Origin of the sequence: Bacillus sp. BS98, assembly GCF_008432245.1 — a bacterium.
Classification (GTDB): domain Bacteria; phylum Bacillota; class Bacilli; order Bacillales; family Bacillaceae_G; genus Bacillus_A; species Bacillus_A toyonensis.
The window spans coordinates 171,426-196,367 of the sequence record NZ_CP043831.1; the positions used below are offsets into that span (position 1 = coordinate 171,426).

Annotated in this window: 19 protein-coding genes and 3 pseudogenes; 5 read left to right on the forward strand and 17 right to left on the reverse strand. The window is 31.6% G+C overall.

Going from position 1 to position 24,942, the window contains the following annotated elements; genetic code table 11:
* Positions 1-75: 75 nt before the first annotated feature.
* On the reverse strand, positions 76-291 hold the full coding sequence (locus F0362_RS31080) for a hypothetical protein (RefSeq protein ID WP_073990853.1): 216 nt from the start codon (positions 289-291) through the stop codon (positions 76-78).
* A 319-nt stretch (positions 292-610) separates the two neighbouring features.
* Here F0362_RS31080 and F0362_RS31490 point away from each other — a divergent pair.
* A pseudogene (locus tag F0362_RS31490) lies at positions 611-800 on the forward strand (hypothetical protein).
* A gap of 652 nt (positions 801-1,452) precedes the next feature.
* Here F0362_RS31490 and F0362_RS27980 read toward each other — a convergent pair.
* A complete protein-coding gene (locus tag F0362_RS27980; RefSeq protein ID WP_149890128.1) occupies positions 1,453-2,643 on the reverse strand; it encodes an MFS transporter in 1,191 nt (396 codons plus the stop codon).
* Between the two features lie 351 nt (positions 2,644-2,994).
* Between F0362_RS27980 and F0362_RS27985 the strand changes: the two genes are divergently transcribed.
* Entirely contained in the window at positions 2,995-3,582 is a 588-nt protein-coding gene (locus tag F0362_RS27985; RefSeq protein ID WP_149890129.1) for a TetR/AcrR family transcriptional regulator, read from the forward strand.
* Positions 3,583-3,950: 368 nt separating this feature from the next.
* On the opposite strand, the gene F0362_RS27990 is transcribed toward F0362_RS27985, so the two are convergent.
* Positions 3,951-4,964 carry a hypothetical protein gene (locus tag F0362_RS27990; protein WP_098010103.1) on the reverse strand — a complete coding sequence of 338 codons (1,014 nt, stop codon included), beginning with the start codon at positions 4,962-4,964 and terminating at the stop codon, positions 3,951-3,953.
* A gap of 662 nt (positions 4,965-5,626) precedes the next feature.
* Here F0362_RS27990 and F0362_RS27995 point away from each other — a divergent pair.
* Complete coding sequence (locus tag F0362_RS27995; protein ID WP_149890130.1) at positions 5,627-6,106, forward strand: CPBP family glutamic-type intramembrane protease; 480 nt, start codon at positions 5,627-5,629, stop codon at positions 6,104-6,106.
* 188 nt (positions 6,107-6,294) lie between these two features.
* Here F0362_RS27995 and F0362_RS28000 read toward each other — a convergent pair whose 3' ends face one another.
* The 4 genes and pseudogenes from F0362_RS28000 to F0362_RS28020 all read right to left on the reverse strand — a co-directional run bounded on the left by F0362_RS28000 (position 6,295) and on the right by F0362_RS28020 (position 8,239).
* A complete protein-coding gene (locus tag F0362_RS28000) occupies positions 6,295-6,489 on the reverse strand; it encodes a hypothetical protein (protein ID WP_000087405.1) in 195 nt (64 codons plus the stop codon).
* Between the two features lie 93 nt (positions 6,490-6,582).
* Positions 6,583-6,924, reverse strand: coding sequence for a DUF4257 domain-containing protein (locus tag F0362_RS28005; RefSeq protein WP_000961802.1), 342 nt, complete (start codon positions 6,922-6,924; stop codon positions 6,583-6,585).
* A gap of 581 nt (positions 6,925-7,505) precedes the next feature.
* The gene (locus F0362_RS28015) at positions 7,506-7,694 is read right to left on the reverse strand and encodes a hypothetical protein (RefSeq protein WP_000939326.1); all 189 of its coding nucleotides are present in this window, start codon (positions 7,692-7,694) and stop codon (positions 7,506-7,508) included.
* A gap of 23 nt (positions 7,695-7,717) precedes the next feature.
* A pseudogene (locus F0362_RS28020) lies at positions 7,718-8,239 on the reverse strand (peptide ABC transporter ATP-binding protein).
* 269 nt (positions 8,240-8,508) lie between these two features.
* Here F0362_RS28020 and F0362_RS31085 point away from each other — a divergent pair.
* Positions 8,509-8,678: pseudogene (locus F0362_RS31085) on the forward strand (signal peptidase I); the annotation flags it as partial.
* A gap of 73 nt (positions 8,679-8,751) precedes the next feature.
* Here the strand turns inward: F0362_RS31085 and F0362_RS28030 are convergent.
* From F0362_RS28030 to F0362_RS28060, 7 genes are all read right to left on the reverse strand, one after another.
* A complete protein-coding gene (locus F0362_RS28030) occupies positions 8,752-10,881 on the reverse strand; it encodes an adhesin (protein WP_149890131.1) in 2,130 nt (709 codons plus the stop codon).
* A 20-nt stretch (positions 10,882-10,901) separates the two neighbouring features.
* Complete coding sequence (locus tag F0362_RS31090) at positions 10,902-12,389, reverse strand: hypothetical protein (RefSeq protein WP_052943524.1); 1,488 nt, start codon at positions 12,387-12,389, stop codon at positions 10,902-10,904.
* 314 nt (positions 12,390-12,703) lie between these two features.
* The gene (locus F0362_RS28040) at positions 12,704-13,675 is read right to left on the reverse strand and encodes a sigma-70 family RNA polymerase sigma factor (protein ID WP_149890132.1); all 972 of its coding nucleotides are present in this window, start codon (positions 13,673-13,675) and stop codon (positions 12,704-12,706) included.
* 160 nt (positions 13,676-13,835) lie between these two features.
* Positions 13,836-14,954, reverse strand: coding sequence for an RNA-guided endonuclease InsQ/TnpB family protein (locus F0362_RS28045; protein WP_000599429.1), 1,119 nt, complete (start codon positions 14,952-14,954; stop codon positions 13,836-13,838).
* Positions 14,917-15,558 (reverse strand): IS607 family transposase, encoded by a 642-nt coding sequence (locus F0362_RS28050; protein ID WP_000878680.1) that lies wholly within the window; start codon positions 15,556-15,558, stop codon positions 14,917-14,919. The genes F0362_RS28045 and F0362_RS28050 overlap by 38 nt, the downstream gene beginning before the upstream one ends.
* A 106-nt stretch (positions 15,559-15,664) precedes the next feature.
* Entirely contained in the window at positions 15,665-15,895 is a 231-nt protein-coding gene (locus tag F0362_RS28055; protein WP_000533697.1) for a hypothetical protein, read from the reverse strand.
* Positions 15,896-16,426: 531 nt separating this feature from the next.
* Positions 16,427-17,740 carry a DUF3854 domain-containing protein gene (locus F0362_RS28060; RefSeq protein WP_000021193.1) on the reverse strand — a complete coding sequence of 438 codons (1,314 nt, stop codon included), beginning with the start codon at positions 17,738-17,740 and terminating at the stop codon, positions 16,427-16,429.
* 2,885 nt (positions 17,741-20,625) lie between these two features.
* Here F0362_RS28060 and F0362_RS28065 point away from each other — a divergent pair.
* Complete coding sequence (locus F0362_RS28065; protein ID WP_000572413.1) at positions 20,626-21,375, forward strand: terminase gpP N-terminus-related DNA-binding protein; 750 nt, start codon at positions 20,626-20,628, stop codon at positions 21,373-21,375.
* 25 nt (positions 21,376-21,400) lie between these two features.
* Here the strand turns inward: F0362_RS28065 and F0362_RS28070 are convergent, their stop codons facing one another.
* The 3 genes from F0362_RS28070 to F0362_RS28080 form a co-directional block, all read right to left on the reverse strand.
* Positions 21,401-22,849 (reverse strand): FtsZ/tubulin family protein, encoded by a 1,449-nt coding sequence (locus F0362_RS28070; protein ID WP_001097026.1) that lies wholly within the window; start codon positions 22,847-22,849, stop codon positions 21,401-21,403.
* Positions 22,849-23,283 (reverse strand): hypothetical protein, encoded by a 435-nt coding sequence (locus F0362_RS28075; protein ID WP_001006720.1) that lies wholly within the window; start codon positions 23,281-23,283, stop codon positions 22,849-22,851. The genes F0362_RS28070 and F0362_RS28075 overlap by 1 nt, the downstream gene beginning before the upstream one ends.
* A gap of 577 nt (positions 23,284-23,860) precedes the next feature.
* The gene (locus F0362_RS28080) at positions 23,861-24,547 is read right to left on the reverse strand and encodes a hypothetical protein (RefSeq protein WP_002040099.1); all 687 of its coding nucleotides are present in this window, start codon (positions 24,545-24,547) and stop codon (positions 23,861-23,863) included.
* Positions 24,548-24,942: the final 395 nt, after the last annotated feature.

Sequence of the window (24,942 nt, forward strand, 5' to 3'; positions counted from 1 at the left end):
ATTTAATAAAGTCCCTAACCTTTCTCCTTTCCCCCTTTTGGAGAACCGAGCAGTTAGCTTTTGCTAACTGCTCTTTTATTGTAATTTTCCTCTGTATATCTTCTTGATCTGCGCTTCAGTGAACCCCTCATATACCGCAAACACTTCAGGGAATTCACTTAAACACAAATCAATGATAGTATTATCTGTCGTTCGTATATAGAAGTACTTAACTAATCCGAGGTAATCATTGTGTAAATAGTAACTCTTAATCTCGTGATGATAGTTGTTAGCCTTCAAGTAAAATAGCATTTTTTCAGTTCTACTACAGTCAACACATATAAACAACTATATATTAGGGAGTTAAAACGTTATTGTGGTTCTCATATAGAATCACATACGACTTTTTCTCTGTTTAAGGAGCTCTTACTTAGTAGTAAGAGCTATTTTTTATTCAATTATCATTGTCACTTCTTCTCAATCTACAATTCGATATGCAATATTACATATTCTGTATGTTTGATTTGCGAACATGAGATAATTGTTTTATAAGAATGTACAAAGTTAATATTAAAGGGAGAGTACTAAATGTCTTTCTTTTCTTGGGCTCCTCTTCTTTTCTTAATAATTGTTGCAATCATCATTTCTGTTAAAAGGGCTAAGAAACAATAACTTTATTTAGTTACAACAATTTATTACTAGGAGGTGTAATTATGTCATTTGCAGCCTGGAGTGCGATCTTTATGACTTTAATCGGTGCAATGTCTGGAGCAATCTTTGGTACAATTTCCTCTAGAAATAAGAGCAAAAATACCAATTAAAAAACCTAATAATAAAACTCAATATCTATTTTAGTGACAGCTGATACGACCTTAACATTTCAGCTGTCATTTTTTATTCAAATTACGCTTTTGTTCACTTTGTTGATACATTTACGTAACATTCATATGTTATCTTCAGTACGTTCTATTCTTTTTATAATATCGTGTGAAGTATACCAGACCGAGAATCCCTAGCCCCCTAAGTCTAGGGATTCTTCATTTAAATACGGATTTATACACTTTTATTCTTTTCATAAACTTTTATATTTATTATACGTAATATATAAATTTATTTTAAAGCATCTTTATGAAACATCTCGTGTTTCAAATACAACATTTTTTGATGACCTCTTATCTTCCCGTAAGAGGTCTTTTTTTAATTAACGCTTTTGTTTAATTTATATTTAAATAGTTCATTTTCATACAGACTGCCCTTATATGCTATACTCATTCTTAAATAATTGTATAAGGAATGTTAAAAATGGATAATAGATCATCAAGACAATGGAAAATGCGACAAAAGTTAAAAGAACTGAAAACCAAAATAGAAATGATACAAATTTCAAAATAACCGCCATTAATCTATAAAACTGGGATATACCAATGAATAAGCATTCAAACGAATGCGGACTGCTAAAATTCAATTATAAAACTATTTCTCTGTAGAAAAATAAAGAAGGGCTATGATCGGAAAAGCGATTCCTATCCATAATGTTAGGCTCCAACCACCTAATGCATATGCCCATCCTCCAAGAGAGGAACCAACAGCACCTCCTAAAAAGAAAATAGCCATAAATAGCCCGTTTAGTCGACTACGAATTTCTGGATCCAATGAGAAAATTAAACGTTGACTAAGCACAAGGTTTGCAGATACTCCCATGTCCAACAGAATTGTAGCAATTACTAAAACAGCTATTCCGATGGGCGAACTACCTTGAATAATAAGTGGTAGTAATAAAGAAATAATAACAACAGTGAGAGCTATCCCAGTGGCGGGTCGTGTCCAGCCAAAATCAGCTAGACGGCCACCTATTGGAGCGGCTATTGCACCTGTAATTCCGACAAGTGCATATAATGCTATGGCAGTCTGAGAAAAATGAAAAGCAGGACTAGACAATAATAATGGAACAGTGGTCCAGAATAAGCTGAAAGCCCCAAATACACAAGCATGATAAATTGCGCGACGGCGTAAAATTGGAGTAGTTCGTAGTAGTTGCCACATTGAACTAAGTAAGGCAGTATAATTTGTTTTTTCCGTTGGTTTCCTAGTAGGGAGTACTTTCGATAATACAAACGCCAAAACAATGATTACAGTCGCAGATAAAGCAAATATTGCATTCCATCCCCAGATATCAGCTACTAGACTAGATATCGGACGCGCAAGCATAATACCTAATAACAGGCCACTCATGACATTACCAACTACACGACCGCGTGCATCTTCCGATGAAAGGTATGATACAAAAGGTACGAGCACTTGCGCTGCAACCGACCCCAATCCGATAAAGAATGAAGCTACTAACAACAAGATTGCACTCTTTACAAAAACTGTGGCAGTTAGAGCAACTGCACTTAGAATTAACAATATAATTATCAATTTTCTATTCTCAACAATATCCCCTAAAGGTACAAGAAATAGTAAGCCAACAACATATCCAATCTGAGTTAGTGTTACAATTAATCCAGCGCTACTATTAGAAAGCCCAATTACATGACTAATTACCCCAATTAAAGGCTGGGCATAATAAAGATTAGCCACAATAATACCACATGCAGTTGCTAGAAGAATGATTAAACCCGATGAAATCTCCTTATTGATTGCTTTATTTTTAAAATTAGACATATCTATTTCCTCCCATACTTTTATTTCAAAATTACTCAATCGCCTTGGCAAGAACTACAGCACTACCATTATTCTAAATTGAGCCTGAACTACTTTCCGTTTTTCTTTCAAAAGATCCAATTTCCCCACTTTTTTATTCCCCTTTTCTAAATTTTTTTAGTAATTCACTTTGTGGATTTGGAAACATGTTTAAAGACCTTACCATTATAAGTTGCTAAGTAATTAATAAACTAAACGTTCAGTTTATTAATTACCTAAAATATATACTAAGCGTTCAGTTTTGTAAATAGGCTATTTTATTATTCGTTCATATTAAGTATACTAAACGTATAGTTTATGTTCTTGAAAGGAATGATTAATGTGCAAGGTAAAAGAGGTCGACCACGTAATATCGAAACCCAAAAGGCTATCCTTTCTGCATCCTATGAGTTATTACTGGAAAGTGGCTTTAAAGCAGTCACAGTTGATAAAATTGCAGACCGTGCTAAAGTTAGCAAAGCTACGATTTATAAATGGTGGCCAAATAAGGCTGCTGTGGTAATGGATGGTTTTCTTTTTGCTGCTGCTGCCAGATTGCCTGTACCTGATACAGGTTCAGCATTGAATGATATCTTAACACACGCCACAAGTTTAGCCAGTTTTTTAATAAGTCGAGAAGGCACTATTATTACTGAGTTAATTGGCGAAGGGCAATTTGATTCGAAACTAGCAGAGGAATATCGTGCTCGCTATTTCCAACCACGTCGACTGCAAGCAAAGCAACTTCTGGAGAAGGGAATTAAAAGAGGCGAATTAAAAGAAAATCTCGATATTGACTTAAGCATCGATCTCATTTACGGACCAATTTTTTATCGGTTGCTAGTAACCGGTGAAAAGTTGGATGAATCCTATGTGCATGACTTGGTAATAAATGCATTCGAAGGAATACGATTGAAGTGATTAATATTCAAACAAGTGTTTAGAATCCCCATTCCCTCCTATGCGGATGCAAATTAAATTAACTTGATAAATAAAGTGTTTTATGTTTTTAAACTGATGTATATGGAGTGATCTCCTATATACATCAGTTTAAAAATTGATAATTACTCTAAAAGGATCATCATGAAAATTGGCGTAGAATAACACTACATCATCATCAACCTAAGAAAAGCAAACACCCCAAAGCGAAAAATAAGCCGTTTTCTAACAAAAACACACGGGATTTTTAGCCTGAGGTGTTATAAAATTCTAAAGTTGATGGGTATAGATTAAGAATTCGATATATCATGCTTTCAGATCAAATAACAAACATGAATAGGACTTTACATTTAATTCGTAGGAAATCCCTCTTTTACAAGATCTTCAATGTTATTCGCTTCTTTAATTTCTTTTGATGATAACCAAGCTGTATATAATGTTCCAGTCTTATTGGTTAAATCTATGGCATAATTTTTATTATACAGTTCTTCTTTAAGTATTTTGGTTACTTTGATTAAATCCTCAATTAAAGGTGGATTGTTTTCAAATATACCGTCGCTATTAAATTTTAAAATCACTATATATTTTCGAAGTCCCTCATGATCCGAACTTATATAAGTAATACCTTTAATTGCAAATCGATCGTTTTGCAATTCATATAATCTTTCTACTACTTTCGTGTGCGTTCTAATCCAACCTTCCCAATATTTGTTTATGGTATCTGACATCGTAGTTTTCATTGTTAATAACAGTTCTTCTTTTGTTATTATATTTTGTACATTTTTAAAAGGTCCACCTAAGGATTTACCATTTTGATCCTTAATCTCTAGTTCTGTTATCTTTTTATTATTCTTCTGAATGAGTTGAAATAGAGCATATAAACGATCTAATTCTACGGAATCCAATTGGCTAAAGTCAATCTCGTTGCTCATTTTCAAAGTTAATAGCAATTCATCCGTCGGGTTTCCTTCTTCTGGATTTTCATTATCCAACAAATATTGAAGAGCATTTTCCTCTTCAGTTTCCACGTACCCTAATTTTTTTATTTCTTCTAGAGTTGGTTGGAATTTCTTATATTCCTCATATGTTTTTTTCCCATATTTGTATTCGTCACCCACTATAGATGAATAGAGGAAACCTTGCACTTTTACTCGGAATTTTAGATATTTGTTATCTTTTTCTTGCACAGTATGGTAAGTGTTACCAAAATTATTCTCGTTTATTGAGCCCCATTCTGTTATATCAACATCGATTCCGTGTTTTTCTTTTATATAACTTTGTACCTCAGCTTCATTTTTTGAATTACAACCACTTAAAAATATGAAACATACTACTAGCAATATTACATTTTTCATACTTTTCATATAAGCACTCCCTACGAAAGAATTAATTCTTGAATGTGCAGTACACTGCAAAGTCCTCTTTCCTTAGTCGTATACTTCAACTTTTATATAGTGTAAATCTTAAATCATTTAAGTTCTTGACGTTCCCATCTATACTGCTTGGAACATTACTGTCTTAAAATATATAACTTATTTGTTTTAAGGTCTTTCTCAGTTCTAAAAGCATATGGTTCATTGGGCAAATATCTAAATTGTACATTCATACCATGAGACCTATTTTACTATAAAATCTGGTACAATTATTAAAATATTCCTTTTTATTTTTTGCTTTCTAGTATAGATGTTCCTTTTACTTCAATGAGGAAGGATTTATGGAAAGACATTATACAATCTCAAATTATGCACTACATATAAGAAGAAAAAACATGACTCTAACCATAATATAATAAAAATCATATATATGAATAACTACATTTAAAATAACTGATGATAATGGTATACTAATATCAACCAAGAAGTATCCAACAAACTATTATTAATCACTACATTTTCTTTCAGAATAGGTCAACGTATAAAAAGACACTATATATAGTGTCTTTTTATATACCTAAATTATTACTAGATTAGAAGTACACCTATTTATAAACCGTAAATAAGACACGGCAGTATAGGAGAATATATCCATGATTCAGAAGACACAACATTATTTTTATCATTTAAAAAAACAATGGTTTATTCTGTTCATGACTTTTGCATCTTTCTTGTTACCACTCCCCACCAGTTTTCTACCAGGAGGATTACAAAAAAACCCCATTAAAGATGAATATATATGGATTCAAATAGTGGATGGCATAGTCATTGCACCTTTATTAGAAACAGCTCTATACCAAATGTTTATATTTTGGATTTTAAAATTGATCCCTGGTATGGAAAAATACAACAAATCGATTATCTTTATTTCAGCTATTATATTTGGATTGAGCCACGATTTTAGCTATATTTATATATTATATGCTTGCATTATGGGTTTTGTATTTGTGTACTCTTATTGGATTTATACAAGAAAATATGAGAATGGACATACAAAATTTCCACCATCCTGGATTGTATGGTGTATACATGTTTTACATAATATTGTTGTATTTTTTATTAAAAATTTATAAATATATTATTAATATAGCGAGGTTAAAAAATCATCTTAGGCTAGCATCAACTGCTATTCAGCTAATCTTTTGATATATCCTTTAAATAAAAACTTTTTTCAATAGATAATACTAAAACAATGTAGCCCGATAAAAAAAGAAGCTGGTGGATAAATTCTCCACCAGCTTCTTTCTATCTTGCTATTCAATTAGAAGCTAACCGTCGCTGCTTCCTCTCCTGAGCTAATCATTCGTTGTTCAATCTTTCCTAGCAGTTCCTTTATCTTACTTGAATAAAGTTTAACTGCTTTCGTAGATTGAGCATTCTTAAGCTCTTCTGTCCATTCTGCTAACTCTTCCTTTTCTTGATCATCTAGATAATCAAAAACTTCCTTTCGAGACATCGGGCTCACCTCAACTCAACTCTCTTTATTTGGCCATTACATAACCAAATCTCCTCATCTCTCTATTTCTATTTATACCAGATTACTCCTCTTTTATTCCTTATTCTTTTTTTCGAGTTCGGTCAATTTCTTTGAAATCGACTGAATCTCATCGGTTTTTACTTGTTCCGTTGCCAAGCGATTGTGCAGCAGGAAAGCTTGTCCTGAAATCCCGGCAAGAATACTCACCTTAAGAATATCCATCATTGTTTCAGGGTTAAACATTGCAACACCAACGAGTGAAGCAATACTACCTACAAACATCTCTCCCAAGAAACCCGGGTGAAATGCAAGCTTGCTCTTACGAGGCAACAAAACCTTTTTGTTTGTGATGTAATGACTAGCCAATCCTGAAACCATACCAACCACAACTGACACAATTACTGTAACCAACATAATATGCACCCCTTTTCGAAAAACTTTTGACATTGCAGCAGCAGTTTCTATTTAATAATTAGTTCTTATGACATAGCATCACCCCTTTCAGGCAAAAACAAATAACCTTCCGGGATAATGAAGTGTTTACACAATAAAATAAAGCAACATAAAGTTCCTTTTTGTGTAATTTCATTAACCCGAAAGGTTATAAGTAATTAGTGATATAAAAAAGAAAAAATGCAACTAAATTATATCACAATGAAGTTTATTTTATCTTCCAATTCAGAAAATTTATTTTGTTATTTAACTTTCTCAAGTTAACAAATCAAATTATTTGATACCTGTACACTTTCTAATAATTTGAACGCCTGATTATTATTAATGTTTTTGAATCTGCCATCAATTATACTGTAGATCACAATACAATTTTGATGAATATAGAATTCCAGTATCTCAAGTGCTACCTGTTTTTCCTCTACGTCTTTATATTTGTAATTAAAGGCGACCACTTTTTTTATTATTTTCATAGTCGATATATCCACCCTTCTTAGAAAATAAAAAAGACAAGGAATTAATCCTCGTCTTTTTCATAACTGCAGTTAATTTATTCCTTCATAAACAACCATAACGGTTACAAGTGGTTGGCCTTGATCATATTCACGATTAATGATCCCACTTGGTTTTATTTCTTTAACTATTTTCCCTTGATTATTACAATATTTCAAAAAACTATTCACTTCTTCATCAATTCTTAAAGCATCAGCAATCAAAGTTCTAATTTGTAACATAGTGAATTCCTCCACGTAATTTGTTATTTTAAATATGTAATCTCAAAAAATACGAAATCCATCTATTTCTGGTACATATTTAAATTCCAGAATTAAGTCGTTTTGTTTTACCAAAAACAATCCTTTTTTTACTTTTGTAACAGTTCTTGGTCTTTCATAATTAAATAGACTTGGTTTACTTTTATAAGTAACTTTGTAATTCTTATTTGTACTAAAATAGTCCGATGTAAATTCATTAGCTAATTCTGTAGTAGTTACATGATTTCCTAAAAACATTTCTAGTTCTTTTTTATTTTGATAAATGGTTAAGTAGCCGTTCTTATCAAAATCATCAAATATTAATTTGAATTGCCCTCCTAAATCGTTAATCACATTTTTTGATAATTCATCTTCAAACAAATAATCGTATTGAACTTTTTGTTTCAAATCCCCTACTTTGACAGGAGTTAAAGCATCTGTTTAAGGTTCATCCTTTATAAAGGTGTTATAAAAACAAACATCATAGCTAAAACGCCTAACACTAAAAATAATCTCTTAATCTTCATAAAACCTTCATCCTTTCACAATGTGATATTCTCCAAAAAACGCAAAAAAGCCCTTTTCGGAGTTGTATTTAAAAAGAAAGTAAAAGTAAAAAACTTAAACTATCTTTGAAAATCGAAACCCCGAAAGGGCTACAGTAGTTATTGATATAAAAAATTGAAATTTAAAAAAGGTATACTTAATTTTAACAAATTACACCTGCAAAAACAACAATATTCAGAATGTTTAATCTGTTAATTTTATGTTATGATGAATACTATAAACCCTCAGAATGGAGTTTAATCTACAATTGAAAAAACGTCTACTTTCTGTTTTTCCAATATTAATATTTCTAATTGGTGTTACCTTACTGTTACTAAGACAGTTCGTTTTTTTCCATATAAAGTTTCTGGAGTTTCTATGGAAAACACCTTATTTAATAATAACAAGGTTTTGATTAGTTAAGTTCGACTGATACAAAAACTTATAGATGAACCTTCTAAAATCTTCGCTAATATAAATTTCCGCTAAAATCTTATTTAACTACATCATTAGAATTTGATGCAAGTAATCCATTACCCTGCTCTTTAGAAGTTGTTCCTGCAGTTTTCTGTTCTGGCTTTTTCTCTGATTTCTGCTCTGGCTTTTGTTCTGGCTTTTCTTTCTCAAGAACTACCACATTTACTGTTTCAGTTGAGCTATTTCCTGCCTTATCGGTTGCCGTTACTTGAACTGATATTGCGCCTGGCTTACTTGTATCATACGCTCCTACTGTTACTACTGGATTTGGATCTTTATTATCTTTTACACTCACTAAACTTCCCGGACTTAATTTATCTCCCACATGAACGGTTACACCTTGTTTCGCTGTTATTACTGGTGCTTCCGTATCCTTCTCTTCTTCTTTTTCTACTACGTTAACGGTTACCGTTGCAGTTGAACTGTTACCCCCATTATCAGTTGCAGTTACTTGAACTGATATTGTACCTGGCTTACTTGTATCATACGCTCCTACTGTTACTACTAGGTTTGGATCTTTATTATCTTTTACTTCTACTAAATCACCTGCATTTAAGCTATCTCCTACATGTACAGTTACACTTTGTTTTGCTGTAATTACCGGGGCTTCTGTATCTTTTTCCTCTTCTTTCTCTACTACGTTAACGGTTACTGTTGTACTTGAGCGATTTCCTGATACATCTGTTGCCGTTACTGTTACTTGAATTTCCCCTGCCTTACTTGTATCATACGCTCCTACTGTTACTACTGGATTCGGATCTTTATTATCACTTACTTCTACTAAATCACCTGCATTTAAGCTATCTCCTACATGTACAGTTACACTCTGTTTTGCTGTAATTACTGGTGCTTCTGTATCTTTTTCCTCTTCCTTTTCTACTACGTTAACAGTTACTGTTGTACTTGAGCGATTTCCTGATGCATCTGTTGCCGTTACTGTTACTTGAATTTCTCCCGCCTTACTTGTATCGTAATCTCCCACTGTTACTACTGGATTCGGATCTTTATTATCACTTATCTCTACTAAGTCTCCTGCAGTTAGACTATCTCCTACATGTACTGTCACACCTTGCTTCGCTGTAATTATTGGTGCTTCCGTATCTTTTTCCTCTTCTTTTTCTACTACGTTAATGGTTACTGTTGTACTTGAGCGATTTCCTGATGCATCTGTTGCCATTACTGCTACTTGAATTTCCCCTGCCTTACTTGTATCATACGCTCCTACTGTCACTACTGGATTTGGATCTTTATTATCTTTTACTTCTACTAAATCGTCTGCACTTAGACTATCACCGACATATACTGTCACACCTTGTTTTGCTGTAATTACTGGTGCCACTGTATCTTTTTCAGGTTTCTCTGGTTTTGTTGTACCACCATCGTTACCATCGCCGCCTGTTGGTGGGTTTGTACCTCCTCCACCGTCGTTACCATCGCCGCCTGTTGGTGGGTTTGTATTTCCTCCACCATCGTTACCATTGCCGCCTGTTGGTGGATTTGTATCTCCTCCGCCATTATTACCATCGCCGCTTGTTGGCGGTTTTGTATCTCCTCCGCCACTAGAGTCTCCAGAAGTTGTTGGCTTTTTATCATTATTAATTGGAGGTATTAAATTATCTGCACTAGCCACTCCATCATTGATATTTAGATCGCCACCAAATACAAAGTTCTTACTACCCTTATTATCCGAGACAGAAGGATTGTTTGTTGCTGATGCTATTGAAGTATTTAAATCTGAAAAACGATTATTTGATTTATCACTGTCAATAACTGATGCTAGATTTCTATCTGAATTTATAGCCGCGATCGCAATTGAATCCGTTAAATCATCAAATTTCTTTTTGGTTTTGTTATTTTCAATGATTCCGGCTAAATTTTGATCTGAGCTACGTTTTGCATTATCAATGATTTCATCAAAATCATTAGTATTTAAATTCTCAGTTGTTGCATCCTTACTTTCATCTTTTTTCTTATCTTTCTTCTTTTCTTTTTCCGTATCTTTTTTCTTTTTAGATACTGATGCTGTTTTGGTGCTCTTTTTTTCCGAAGTAAACAGCGAGCAGCCTGAAACTACCCCAACACTTAGGGTAGTAGCAGTAGTAGCAAGTAAAACTTTCTTAAAAATTTTCGAATAATCTAATGGCACAATCAATTCCTCCCCATTACTTAACCTGCACTAATAGTTGCTACAGAGGTAGCAGAGCTATTAGGTGCAGAATTATTAATTTTTTCAAGTAAATCTTTATTTCCAACCTTTTGAGCAAACTTTTTAGCTTCCTCAGATTTATTTAATTTCAAATAACTATTAACAATAATTCCTTCTCTTCTGCCATCTAGTGGAACATGGTCTTTTAATTTAATAACTTCTTCATGTCTGTCATCTAATGCTGCAATTTCAAAATGAATTAGTGGATTTTTTGTTTTGAGTTCTTTTACTTTTTTCAAATTATCTACAGCTATATAATATGAAACTACTGATTCTGCAAAATCTTGCTCTAAGTCAATAGCCTTTTGTGCTTTACCGCTTAAAAGATAAGTAAATAAAACTGCCTTTTTATCTTCTTTTCCTAACTTTTTATAATCCACTTTATCAAATTCCAAGGCAGCATCTTGATATTTTTGAACTGCAGATAACCTTAATCCATTTATTAGATTCGCGTTAACTTCTAAACTATTTACATTATTTGCAGATGCAGCCTGTGAATTCTTCAAATTGCTAAAGGCAAAACCTGCTAATATTAATAAAACAATCGATGCGATTCCTATAATAGCGTACTTATATTTTTTCATATTATTTAAGATTCCTTTTTTATCGATTACTTCTTTCTCTTCTTGTTTAAATCTAGTTTCATTTGGTAGATTTCTTTTCTTATTTAAATTAATTTCATCACTTTCTGGTTCTCTTTTAACCACAACTATTTTTTGTCTCTTTTGTTCTTCTATTCTCTTTTCTTCCTCTAATCTTCTTTTTCTTACTTCTTCAAGTTTTTTCTCTTCTTCTTTCCGTCGTGCTTCAGCCTGTTTCCTTGCTTCTTCTTCCGCCTTTCTACGCGCTTCCGCTTCTTCACTTTTCCTTGCTTCTTCCTCTGCCTTTCTACGTGCCTCCGCTTCTTCACGTTTCCTCGCTTCTTCCTCTGCTTTTCTACGTGCTTCCGCTTCTTCACGTTCCCTTGCTTCTTCTTCTGCCATTCTACGTGCTTCCGCTTCTTTACGTTTCCTCGCTTCTTCCTCTGCTTTTCTACGTGCTTCCGCTTCTTCACGTTCCCTCGCTTCTTCCTCTGCTTTTCTACGTGCTTCCGCTTCTTTACGTTTCCTTGCTTCTTCCTCTGCTTTTCTACCTTCTTCTACTTCTGGTTGTTCTTTATTAAAATTGCTTTCCGAAGTGCTTGACTGTTTTTGAATTGTCGTAATCCAATCAAGAGCCGGATTACTATTTGAAGCTTCATTTTTAGGTGTATTTAAAACTACACTTTCTTCTCTATTTTCACTTTGTTTCAACTGTTGTTCCAAATGCTCTTGTTGGAATTTCTCACTTACTTGATTCTCATGAATATCCTCATATTGTTCTTCTTCCTCAGCTAATAATCGTTCTCGTCGTTCTTTTTCTTGTCTAATCCTTTCCTTAATTACGTTTCTTTTTCTATTATTTTGCATATAACAACAATGGCCTCCTTTCTATTGGTACCTCATTAATGAGAGTAATTAAATTATTTATCCTTCATAATTAATCATGAGATATTTCTATAGAAAAACTAAGGAAAAATAAAGGTAATATTATTTTTTAAAGCATAATAAATAAAAAAAGGATAAACAGGTTGCACCCATTTATCCTTCTTTTTATTTTACATCTATTGAGGTTATAGTACATGTTATCCCCTTAATACATCAATTTGTTTCCAACTTTTAGATAGAAAAAGATGCAATACACTCGTCGCACTAAATATTCAGATATATACGAGTATATATTTTCACGCCATATTAAGTTCATCCATAACTTTCAACTTTTCATGTAGTAGATTAAAAATCTCATCTTTATAGTCACATTTCTTCAATTTTTTAATTGCTTCTTCCTTTATTTGTGACACTCTTTCAGTTGTTATCATAAGTGCTTTTGCAATTTCTTTATGCAAATACACTTTACCATCTAAAAGACCAAAACATAGATTTAGTACCATCTTTTGTTTTGGGTTTAATACTTCATCAAATATTAACCATATCTCGTAATTTAAGTCTTCAATTACTATCTCATTTATTAAAGGAATTGCTGAATTATCATCATAGAATGGCTTCGACATACCTATATCTTCATTTATTGTATCTATATCCAAAGTCATAGTAGTAGCTCGCTTATAATATACGTTGTGCCTAATGACTGTTTCGCTTGTTACATCTAACTCTTTTACAACTTCCTCCACCGTAGGGGTTCTGTTATACATTTGTAAATATTTATCTTCTAACTCGACATATTTTAAATTAAATTGATTCACATAATTAGGTATTTTAAAAGGCCCAGACTTTTTTTTACATATAATTCCTAACATACTTTTTTGTATCCACCAAAAAGCGTATGTGGAAAAGCAATAGCCTAAAGCCGGATTAAAATCTTCCATTGCTCGTAACATTCCCTCATTTCCTTCTTGAACCAGATCATCAAACTCTATATCAGGGTGCTTGTTTTTGTACTTTCTTGCAATAGATAATACTAGTCCTACATTCACATGAAATAAATAATCACGTAGATCCTTTTCACCATGTTTGTACCGCTGAAATAATTTTAAACTTTCCTGTTTTGATAGTACCTTATAATTTCCTATTTTCTTAATTTCAAAAGTGTTTCCTTCTGGATAAGCCATTGGCTTAATACTTCTTGCATTAGAATCTTGTGTTATAGTTTTATTTAATGACTCATCGCGATTCAAGCTGCTATATGATTGATTCATACCTATTCCGTTGCCAAAACCTTATAAAAGTCTATAAAGTTTGTTTATTTCCCTGTTCTACGAGTCCGGTTTTGCCAAAGCTACTACCGTTTGATATAACTCTCCGAGGGCGTAAATTCGGATACAACGCATCCTACATATTAGCCATAACGTTTAGGTGTTAATTGGCTAATTCATAACGTGACAAGTTGATGGCTGCATTCAAATCCCGATCTATGACATGACTACAAGCACATTTGTATATGCGATCAGATAGCTTTAGATCTTTCTTGATGCTCCCACAACTTGAACACATCTTAGAAGATGGATACCATTTATCAGCTTCAATAAATTCAATACCGTATTTTTCGCTTTTATATTGAATTTGTCGCTTAAGCTCATATAAACATTGTTTTGCAATAGCTTTAGACAAGTGCTTATTCTTCATCATTCCTTTGATGTTCAAGGTTTCCATCACGATTCGATATGGCTTGGTTTTCACGATATCTTTCGTGACTTGATGAAGATAATTTGTTCTGATATTGGTCAACCTTCTATGCAAGTGTTGTATTTTCTTTTTGACTTTTATAATGTTGCCGGTTTTGATGAAACGGTTTCCCTCCTTATTTATTTCATATTTGCGAGAAACTTGACGTTGCAACCTACGAAGTCGTTTCTCTACCTTTTTTACTGTTTGTGTTTTGTTGATATTTTTCTTTTTCTCTCCATCCGAGCAAACAGCCAGTTCCTTCACACCAACATCAATACCTAGTGAGACATCTGTTAATTCTATTTTGGGACATTCGTTTTCTACGCCAACGGACAAATACCAATACTTTCCGTCGAAATGAATACGTGGATTCTTATACTTTACATCGACTGGTAATGATTCTGAAATTTTCATCCATCCAACTTTTTCAATCAACACTTCGTTATTTCGAACTTTCAATTTCACATTATCGTTGTAAAAAGACGGCTTGGATTTTCTTCTGCTTTTGAAACATGGTTTATTAGCCAGCCCCTTGAAGAATCGCTTATATGCTTCACAAGCATCTTTGATCGCTTGCTTTGTAATGTTATTGGATACTTCGTATAGCCATACATATTCTTCTGTTTGTTTCAGAACGGTTAATTCTTTACGAAGGAGGCCGTCAGATAGAAATTTACCACCGTGCTTGTGATTTTCTTCTTGTTTACCTAATGTCCAATTATAAGCCCATCGGGCTGTTCCAACGGATTTCCAAAGTTGATGTTCTTGTTCTTTATTTGGTCTTATTCTTACTTTCCTCGCAAGTATCATTTTTCATCAACTCCTTAATCATCTTCTTGGCTTTATTGGATCTTTTGCCTTGCAATCTACAGCTGAAAACAGTGCCAATCTGAATTAAATCTTCTACTAATTCTTGTTTCTCGGTCTTTTTTGTATGGTCAATGACCTCAATAGTCGTTCCATATTTATTACATAGGTTTTCGATTAATTCATACCCGAATCGAATTAACCGATCTTTATATAGAATAACAATCTTTTCTACTTCCGAATTAGTGACCTTATCAATTAGTTCATTTAATCCCTTTTTATTATAGCTAATCCCACTTCCTATATCAGTGATGATTTCAAATTGATAGCCTTTAGCAAACATATACGTTTTTACGTTATCAATTTGTCTTTCCAAATCATCTTTCTGTTTATGAGAGCTAACTCTACAGTATCCTATCACTATTTTGTTTAACTGCATTTCACCTTTAATACCCAAAAAGTGATTAAGTTGTTCTTGTGAGTAATATCGATAACCCCTATCCGTTACGTGATGTGGTTTAAAAACATTTTGTTTATCCCAGTTTCTTAACGTTTGAGTTGTCTTTCCTATTAAATTAGCAAATTCACCTATGGAATAGTACTTCATCTATATCACCTCTCTAATTATTATTACTTAAACTTTATAATAATTAGAGGGTCTTTTATAAAGTTTTATAGATTTATTTCAACTGTTACTTCCCTCCCTTCTCATTTTATCGAATTGTTTCTAAAAACATCTTTGTCTCCTTTTGTACGTTACTAATCAACTTACAATTCCTTGCGCATGTATTGGCAACTTCTTTATGTGCTTTTGTTTTTCTCAATTCTATATAAATATCGCATCCTTTGCAGATGCTACTAATACCTTCCATTATTTCTAATTGTCTTCTTCTTTCATATAAAAACTGCTCTTTTGTTTTCTTCTCGCTTACTCGTCTCCCCATTTGTTTCACCTCGTATACATGAATAGTATTATTTAGTCATTTAAAACTACTATCGATATTACATAGATACGAAACTTCACCTTAAAACTCTTCCAAATTTATCCTGTATGTATATGATATAGGATTATAACAAAATGTAAAACAAATTATTCCGAAAATTTAAAAGATTACTGAGATATTAAAATATCCATCATCTCCTTATGATTAAACTAATTATATTTATATAAATCTTGATAATCATCAAGGTTTATATACAATTTAAACCCTGATGACTATCAAGAACACGTATAAAATAATGGATGTTTTGTATTCTTCTATACAAAACATCCGTTTAGAAAGAGTAAAAAATAAATTTACCTTTAAAGCTTCCAAATTTATATTTCCTCGAATCTCATATGTAATTTTTGTATAATCAACATAGAAATTTCAATTTTATAAAAACCACTCATTCTAGTTATGGTATACAAAAGTAATTAATCATTTGTATCCCCTATTAATATGTTTTTTAACTTATTTTAATCAAAATAGCGTTTATCTCACTTTCTCTATTGCTGGAATATAATCGTTTAATAGTAAATCATCTAGCCCCTTTCCAAGATTAATATCCCAACTTGCATAATTAATACTTATTCCTTCTTGATAAAGCGTTTGTGCACATTCTAATAACGACCGCTGAACATCTGAATTTGTAATCATATCCATATCTAAAGCGAACGTTGCCTGTTTAACTCCCATTTTTTTTAATGGTTCAATTAATATTCTCCATACTTTAACCCCAGGTATTGATACGACTGTGGTACCATACATTAATTTTTCCTCATTTGTTAATAGCTCGTCTAAGTTTTCTGCAGCAATATCAGACTTTAAACTCCCTTCTGAAATCCATACATTATCCTTTTTTATTAATTCTCCACGTTCCCAATTTTTCAGCTCTCGACTAGGTACTGCTACATGTATTGGCAACGGGTTCCCAACTCCTGTTCCATGAAATCTCCCACCTGAGCTGATCCAAATATATTTACTTTCTAACTTTAATTGTATTTCACCTAATTTTTCACCCTCATAATTAATTTCATACCATTCTTTAACATCGACTTTACCTTTAAATATAGACTCTATCTTCCCATTGATTTTGTAGGTCACCTCTATAGTATTGGGTTGCTCAATAACTTCTGCCTTAAAGCTTGGTTTATGATTTTTTACAACTGTCATATATTCAGGATCATCAATTCTACATTGAAAACCGCATATCTGATTATATATATTTCTCTGCGGTATTAATAAAGAATCTCTCCTACCTGCAAACGTGAAATATCTTCCATCCTTCGTTTCTTTTGCATAAAATCCTGGAATTCCAACAATATAGCTTGTTTTCCCTCCTACTTTTTTTATTAACTCTTTCGTAGTATCCCAAGGTTTAATAGGAAAACTTTTGTAATTTCTAACATTTATTACTTCCCTTGTAATCCTACGTTTTGATCCCCTTAACATTTTAATATGTTCATCTCGCACGTCTAAAGATTCTAGAAATAAAGTGTACATAATATCAAGGGTGTAATCATTTTTCTTCCTATGTTCCTTAATCATCTGATCTTGAGAAAAACCATATCCCCTTTTTTGATCTTCAGCTACTATATGTAAATAGCCTGCTTCCCCGAATACTGTTTCTGATGAAATTCGTCCACATATTATTTTGGTCTCAGAATCATTAACCATGCACCATCCTTGCTTACCACATATAGGGCATGTTGTTCTATAATATTCAAACCATCTCTCATTACTCCCCTTATTCATGCTTCTCACTGGTCTTAATATTCTACTTGTTGCTAACTTTTCAATTGACATCACATCTCACCTTTTCCCTTAATCAAATAAAAAAGCCCTTTGGAATACGGAGGTTAATTACCACACAAACGTGTAATTTAATCCGTAACCCGAAGGGCTTCATGTAATCACTAGAAAATAAAAAAATTTACGTTTTATAATAATAATATACTAAAAATTACAAATTTAATCTAGGGGTTAATTAGAATATTCTTTATTTAATCAAATAATCTTCTAAATATTATTAAACCCCACACTATAATTATACATGGGCATCTCACTATTTAACTCCTTTTGGACCTTTTAAAGCAAGAACTTCTTCAGAATCAGATACTATTTTAGCAATCTATATTTACCAAGCTATAAGGATACTCGTTATTAACGGTTCACTAATGTTTCTCTGCTGAATTTTTTTGATACAGTATATATACCCTACTAACCAATTAATTGCACTATTAAGTGCATTCTTGTTAACCATAATCAATTCATTGTAAACAATTATCATAACTTTATATTTTGTCCAAAATTAATTATTCCTACTTTAAAAAAATTTAGACCAAGGACTATAAAACAATCATATAATTATCATGTTGATATCAACAGAAAATCAATACATCTTATCCATATTTGACATTGACATATCAAACGAGATTAACATGTCAACTGAATCGCGCCAACTTAAATGCTAGTATCTATCAATTAACATCAACATAACATTAACAAGCGGACGTTTATCAAAAATATTTGTGGCTATCAAAACTTCAAGATCTATATTAGTTGAACATTAGCCTATTGCAACGGATTGTACGGAAGTATGTTAATTAATAAGCTAACATTGAAAATGTTTCAATGCTAGTAAAATATACAAAAGAAACAACACGAAACTATCAATCTCATGTTGATACCAATGGAAAGATAACTGATTTTTAATCTCTCATTTGTTATTAACATGTTAACTGAGATTAACATGTTAAGTGATTGTTTTCTCTTGTTATCAATATCATTCTGATTAAGATTGACATAACATTAACAATTCGGTATCAAAAAAGAAGGAATGTTTATAACTTTCGAGATTTCAATATCTATATCGGCTGAATTTTTTCTTCTGCGGTAGTTTTCTTGAAGTGAATCTAGTAACGATCTATCCTAAAGAATGTTTCGACACTATCAAAACATAGTTAAAGATTTAATCGAGTAATAAATAATGACAGCAATTCAATGATTTTTACCGATTATTTATCATTTACATATAGTTAAAAAACAGCACATATAAAGGAATACAGTCTGCATTGTTGATTTCATATCAACAATTTCCATTTAACATTAATATAACATTGACAATTAAGCAGTTGAAATACGCATAAATGCAGGTCTTCGAGATCTGTATTTATTATAAATTTATCTACCACCACGGTTTTCCCTTTATTTATCATCGATATATAATCTAAGATTGACATGTTAAGTGTTTGTTTTCTTTTGTTGTTAATATTATTCTAATTGATATCGATATAACATTAACAATAAGGTGTTGAAAAAGGAGTAGTATTTATAACTTTCGAGATTTCAAAATCTATATTGATGAAAATTTTCTTCTGTGGCGGTTTATTCGAAGCTAATCTAGTGATGATCTATCCAAGAAGATGTTTTCACACTATCAAAAAATAGTTGAAATTTAACCTCAATAATAAATGACGACAGCAATTCAATGGTTTTCATACCTTTTTTATCATTGACATACAGTCTAAATGCCAAACGTAGAGAAAAATGCCATTTATATTGTTAATGTCATATCAACAATTTGTATTTAACATCAATATGACATTAACCATTAGATAGTTGAAATGGTCATAGAAGCAGCTTTCGGGTTTTCAAGATCCGCATTAGTTAAAAATTTATCTATCACACAGATTTCTATTGAAAAATAAAAAAGAAAACACCCTAAAAGAACTCTATTTGTAGCTAGAAACCAACAAGAATTCCATACAATTGATAGTTTCTTATTAGTAACACACAAAAATTAATAGTTTTCTCTTTATTTATCATTGATATATAACCTGAGATTAACATGTTAATAGGGCTAGTTATCAATTAATGCTAGCGTCATATCAACTATCACCAATATGTATTGACATGACATTAACAATTATTGATTCTAAAGTTGAGAATATACATACAAATAGAGTTTTAGGTTCTACATCTATTAAAAGGCTTTTTTCTATAGCAAAATTCACTGGCTAAACAGGAGAAGATGTCATTCTTGAAAGCATTTTGATAATTACTTCCGATTTAAAAGCAGCAATTGTATGAATCAATTTTGATTATATAGAGATCACTTGTAAAGGGCGGTACCCCCTAGAAAAAGTGAATTTATATTAAACCGTATTAAAAGTAATTCAATAGCCTATAATAACCTTCATGTGCATTCTAAAGACCTGCTGAAACCAATTAACTATACAGTTCTTAGTTTTCTACTACCGAGTTTCATAAATAATAATAAATATAGGCCCTTATTTATTATTATTGGCTTTTCGCTTTACATTTATACATACTTTTTAGCTTTTAAGTCTTTAAGTTTAATATTATATCCTCATAATTTATTTACAAATCACTAATATTTTCTTATCATTAATATATTGTAGACTAATTTGTTAATTTCATAGCAACAATAATCATTAACAACTAACGAATTATTACCAAGATATTAACAATAGTTAATTCCAAATCCTTTATTTATCAACTTCATGTTAACAAGTGACACTTTACATATTAACGATACATTTCATGTGAATGTCAATCAATAAAGGTATTCGGGTTTATATTATCGAAAAAAACACTTAACATGTTAATCTCACTTTATATGTTAATTCCATTTTATTGTGGCCATTATATTTCAAGGAGGTATAACGATGATTGAACAAGATAACAAAAATACAAATGAACATATGGAGTCAAATAATACAAACTCTAGTCATGAAGATGCTTTTGAAAAAGCTTGGCGAATAACAGAGTTTTCAAAACTAGTAGGCCGACATCATAACACTGTGTACAATTGGTTCAATACCCTAGAGGAAAAGGGGTTACACGGAACATTAAGAACCAATAATACAAATGAAAAGCTATATAACACACTGGATTTAGATATAGCTTTATTTATTAAGCTAAAGAGGGATGAAAAGTGGTCGCTAGATGCAATTATTGAGCTTTTACCACATCAGTTCGAACTAAGACCAGTTTCTCCAGAAAATCAAACTAGTGAAGTCTCAACTCCATTAAACATGCAGGAAGCTGCAGCGACTATTGAGAAAATAGTAGAGCAAAAGATTCAAATGCATTTACAAAACATTGAATTAGAGTATCAAGGAAAGTTTGAAGATGCTATACGTGCGGTGCTACCTGAACCAGAAGACCCTGAAATGTTAAAAGAGCGCCAAAGACAAGAAAGACTAGATAATATGATAATTCAACATAGAGCACGTACAGAGTTAAGAAAACAAGCTGAAAGAGAGTGGAGTGCACAACCAGAAGAAACTCGTATTAAAAAGGTTGGCTGGTTTAAAAAAGAGGAAGATCTTGCAAGAAAACAACTTTTTATAGAAAACTATATTGATGAGAACATGATTGAATATATGAAAAGTGTAATGAAAACAGAAAAATAAGCCTGGAAAATCCCAGGCTTATTTTTTATTTTGATCCAAACATCTTATCTGGATCCATAAATGCTGCTAATTCTTCATCATTTTGCGCTTGTGGCTCTTCATTTTTAACTGGTTCTAATTCAAAGTAATCACCAAAGTTAATATTGAAATCATCATCAAAGTCTTGCGCTTCAATTGTATTAATTTGAGACTTTGTATATTGGATTTGGCTTTGTTTTTCTTTAAATTCATTATATTCTTCAACTAATCCTTTAGATAATCGTGATGGTAGTGCATCTGTCTTATAGAAAGTATACACGCTGCCCATAAAGTCATTTTTACTGACTAAATAACCATTAAAAACAGTTCCATTGATTGGTAGTTTATTTGTCACTTCTACTTTTGCATCATCCATAAATGAATCATCAATATTCTTCTGTTCATCTAAAATTGCTAACATCCCAAAATGATGTACCTTTGATGCCTCTAAATCTCCATTTTCATTTGTCTTCATCAGGTCAATAGGGTGATGGAATGAACTTCCTTTCAATGATTCTGAGAACATATCTACAATTTCTTTACTGTTTTCAATTTGATTCATATTACGTGAAACCTTATTAATTACTAAACAGCCTGTTCTTTCTAGTAAAATTCGTTTAAAGTCCTGAGAATCTAGAATTACTGATGTTCCTGAACCATTTGCAGCTGTATTTAACTCATGAATAATATCTCCAATGCGTTGGTTTGCATAGTCTCGTGAGTTTCCAATGCCTTTTTTCTCATTTTCGTTTAATCCCTTAAACTCATCATAGAAGTGTTGGTTATCTGCAAATACAACAAATGCAACACCTTTCGCTGGATCATTAGCTAACTTCCAAATTTCTTGTGAAAATTTATTCACCTGTCTTAGTACATCAGGCCCATCTGCCCTAACTGGAAGTGTAACTACAATACCCATTTTAATGAAATCTTTACGCTCAATAGCATTATTGAAAGCAATTCTTGCATACTTTTGTTGATTTTTTATTAATTCTTCTCTAGGAATTTTCATTGCCATACTTTTAAGTTCTTCAGCAATTACAGGTTTATTATGAAAAGCGGAGAATTCTTCAATTGCTTGAATAATTGTAGATGTACCTGTACCACCGCCTAAACCTGCAAAAAATAGTACTAATTCATCAGTTGGTCTAACGCGTTCCGTTATAAATTCTTTTAGTTTATCTTTAGCTTCTTCATTAGATTCTAAAACCTTTACAGCACGCTCAGGATTCTTACCTAAACCACCTAATTTTAGTGAAACTTGGTTACTTTTCGGCACATTTTTCAGTTCAGCTAAATCCCCATCATTACTATTCAATGCTAGGCAATTATAAACTGCTGTACCGTCTGTATGCTTATACTCAGCAAACTTATCTACCATTCTAGTTCCAGCTTGACCAAAACCAACCATAGTCATTTTCACTGCTACTTCGTTTTTTAGAAAGTTTTTTGCCATTATTTTATCTCTCCCTTATTCTCATTACTTTTTTTACGTTTCCCTAATTCAACTAATACTTGTTGTCCCCTAATAGTTGAAATTAAAAACTTATACGGATGCATAATTTTTTCTGTTATTAATGACATTGAAGCTAAAGTAGCAACACTACCTTCTGCCGATCTTCTTGAAATGTTAGTCCTTTCAAGTTCTAATGAATAGGATTTACCCTTAGGTTTTTTTACTCTCCTATCAATAACAACACTTTCTACTATTTCATTTATTGAGATTCCTCTCATATACTTTGTCTCTTGGTATTGTTTGTTTACTTGAGATCCTATGTAATGAAATACATTGTAGAGTATTTCGTCTTCTTCAATAATGTCTGCAAACATTTCCACAACTTCTTCAGTGAATTTGTTTTGTTTATATTTTTCACTTAATACCTCGTTCAAGTTGTCCCCCCCTTAAAACGTTGGTTAATTATTCCTAAAAACATATTACATCATTGTAAGACGTATATCAAGTCATTATATATAAGCCTTATATTAAGTTGTTATATACAAGACTTATATAATATTTATAAAATGTAAAATCGAAATAACGCCCTATATATCAACATCAAATATATAAGACGTACATGAAAGTCGTTCATATAAGCAGTAAATAAAACATGTTAATATCAGGTTTCATATAACTAACAATAACTATTAAACAATAAATATGAGTGCAGTATTTATGTATATTTTTATCTAGAATTATAATTCCAATATATAATACTTCTAAAATAACGTACTATTATCATGGCCATTGAATTTATACACCTTATATATACGAACTACATATAAGACGTGTAGACAAACACTTATTATTAAAGGGTTTATATGATTTTATATTAATTTTATGTCAATAGAATATTACCACGAATTATTATACGCCCTATTTAAAGGTCTTATATGAAAGACTTATCAATAAAACGTGTATATAATCCTATAAAAAAAGAGTAATACTTCTTAAGTATTACTCTTTTAACTATATAGTTTTATATAAAATACTTAGTTTATTAAACAGATTTTTATGATCCTGCTTCTTTTTCAATAACTCATTTTTCTGTTGGTTGTCTACAGAAAGGAAAGGGGATGTCAATGTCATGTTATATTTCGTTATTTCTTTTATTAATTCCGTAGTTATTTCTGAGATTTGCAGAAATAACACATAAAATTGTGATTCATTTTCATTCATTTGTTTTTCTCTGAAATTAAGTTCTACAAACTTGTCAGTATAACTTGTCAATTTCATATCAATATAATCACTATAACTCACATGTAAAGCCATAAAGCGATTAAACTCAGATAAACTAATTAATTTCTTTGTTAAAAATAGATGTACTAAATAAATCTTGTATACAGCTTTAAATGAAATAATATATTTAGTTCCTTTTTTTATTAATTGGATGTATTCACCGTATCTGTTAATTAAATACCTTAATTTATTAGGTTTTAGTCGCAATATTCTACTAACTTGTGAAGTATTGTAGATTTTATAAGGATCTAGAGCAGCAAACTGTAATGGAATTATCTCATATTCATTTTTTAATGTATTGATCACCTTGTTATAAAAAAAGTCTGTTTCAAATTCACTTTGTATAATCTTTTTTATTAACCCATATTCTGTGTTCCAATTCCGCATTTTTTCACCCCTTAAATCAGATTGTAACATGCAAAATACGAAATATACAAAATTTTCATTTACTTTATTATAATTATTTACTTATTTCTTTTATGATGTGATTTTTCCTCCTGATAAACAGTTACATCTAAAAAATTTTTAACATTCATTTCAATATTGAATTTCATCCATTCAAAAATATATTCACTCTGTATTTTATGTATTTTGAGGACTCTACTCAGATATGACGTAATACATATGACGAACTCTATTTTTATCTTTTAGCTTCGTCACATGTCTTTTTATTTATGTCGAAGGATATATGACGAACTCTAATAGTAAGTAAATCCTTATTACATTTGATTTTTATAACACATACATGAAGATGTATTACGTGTTTTTAAATCCAGAGTCTTGATGGGTAACGAGTTGTTTTTTTGTAAATT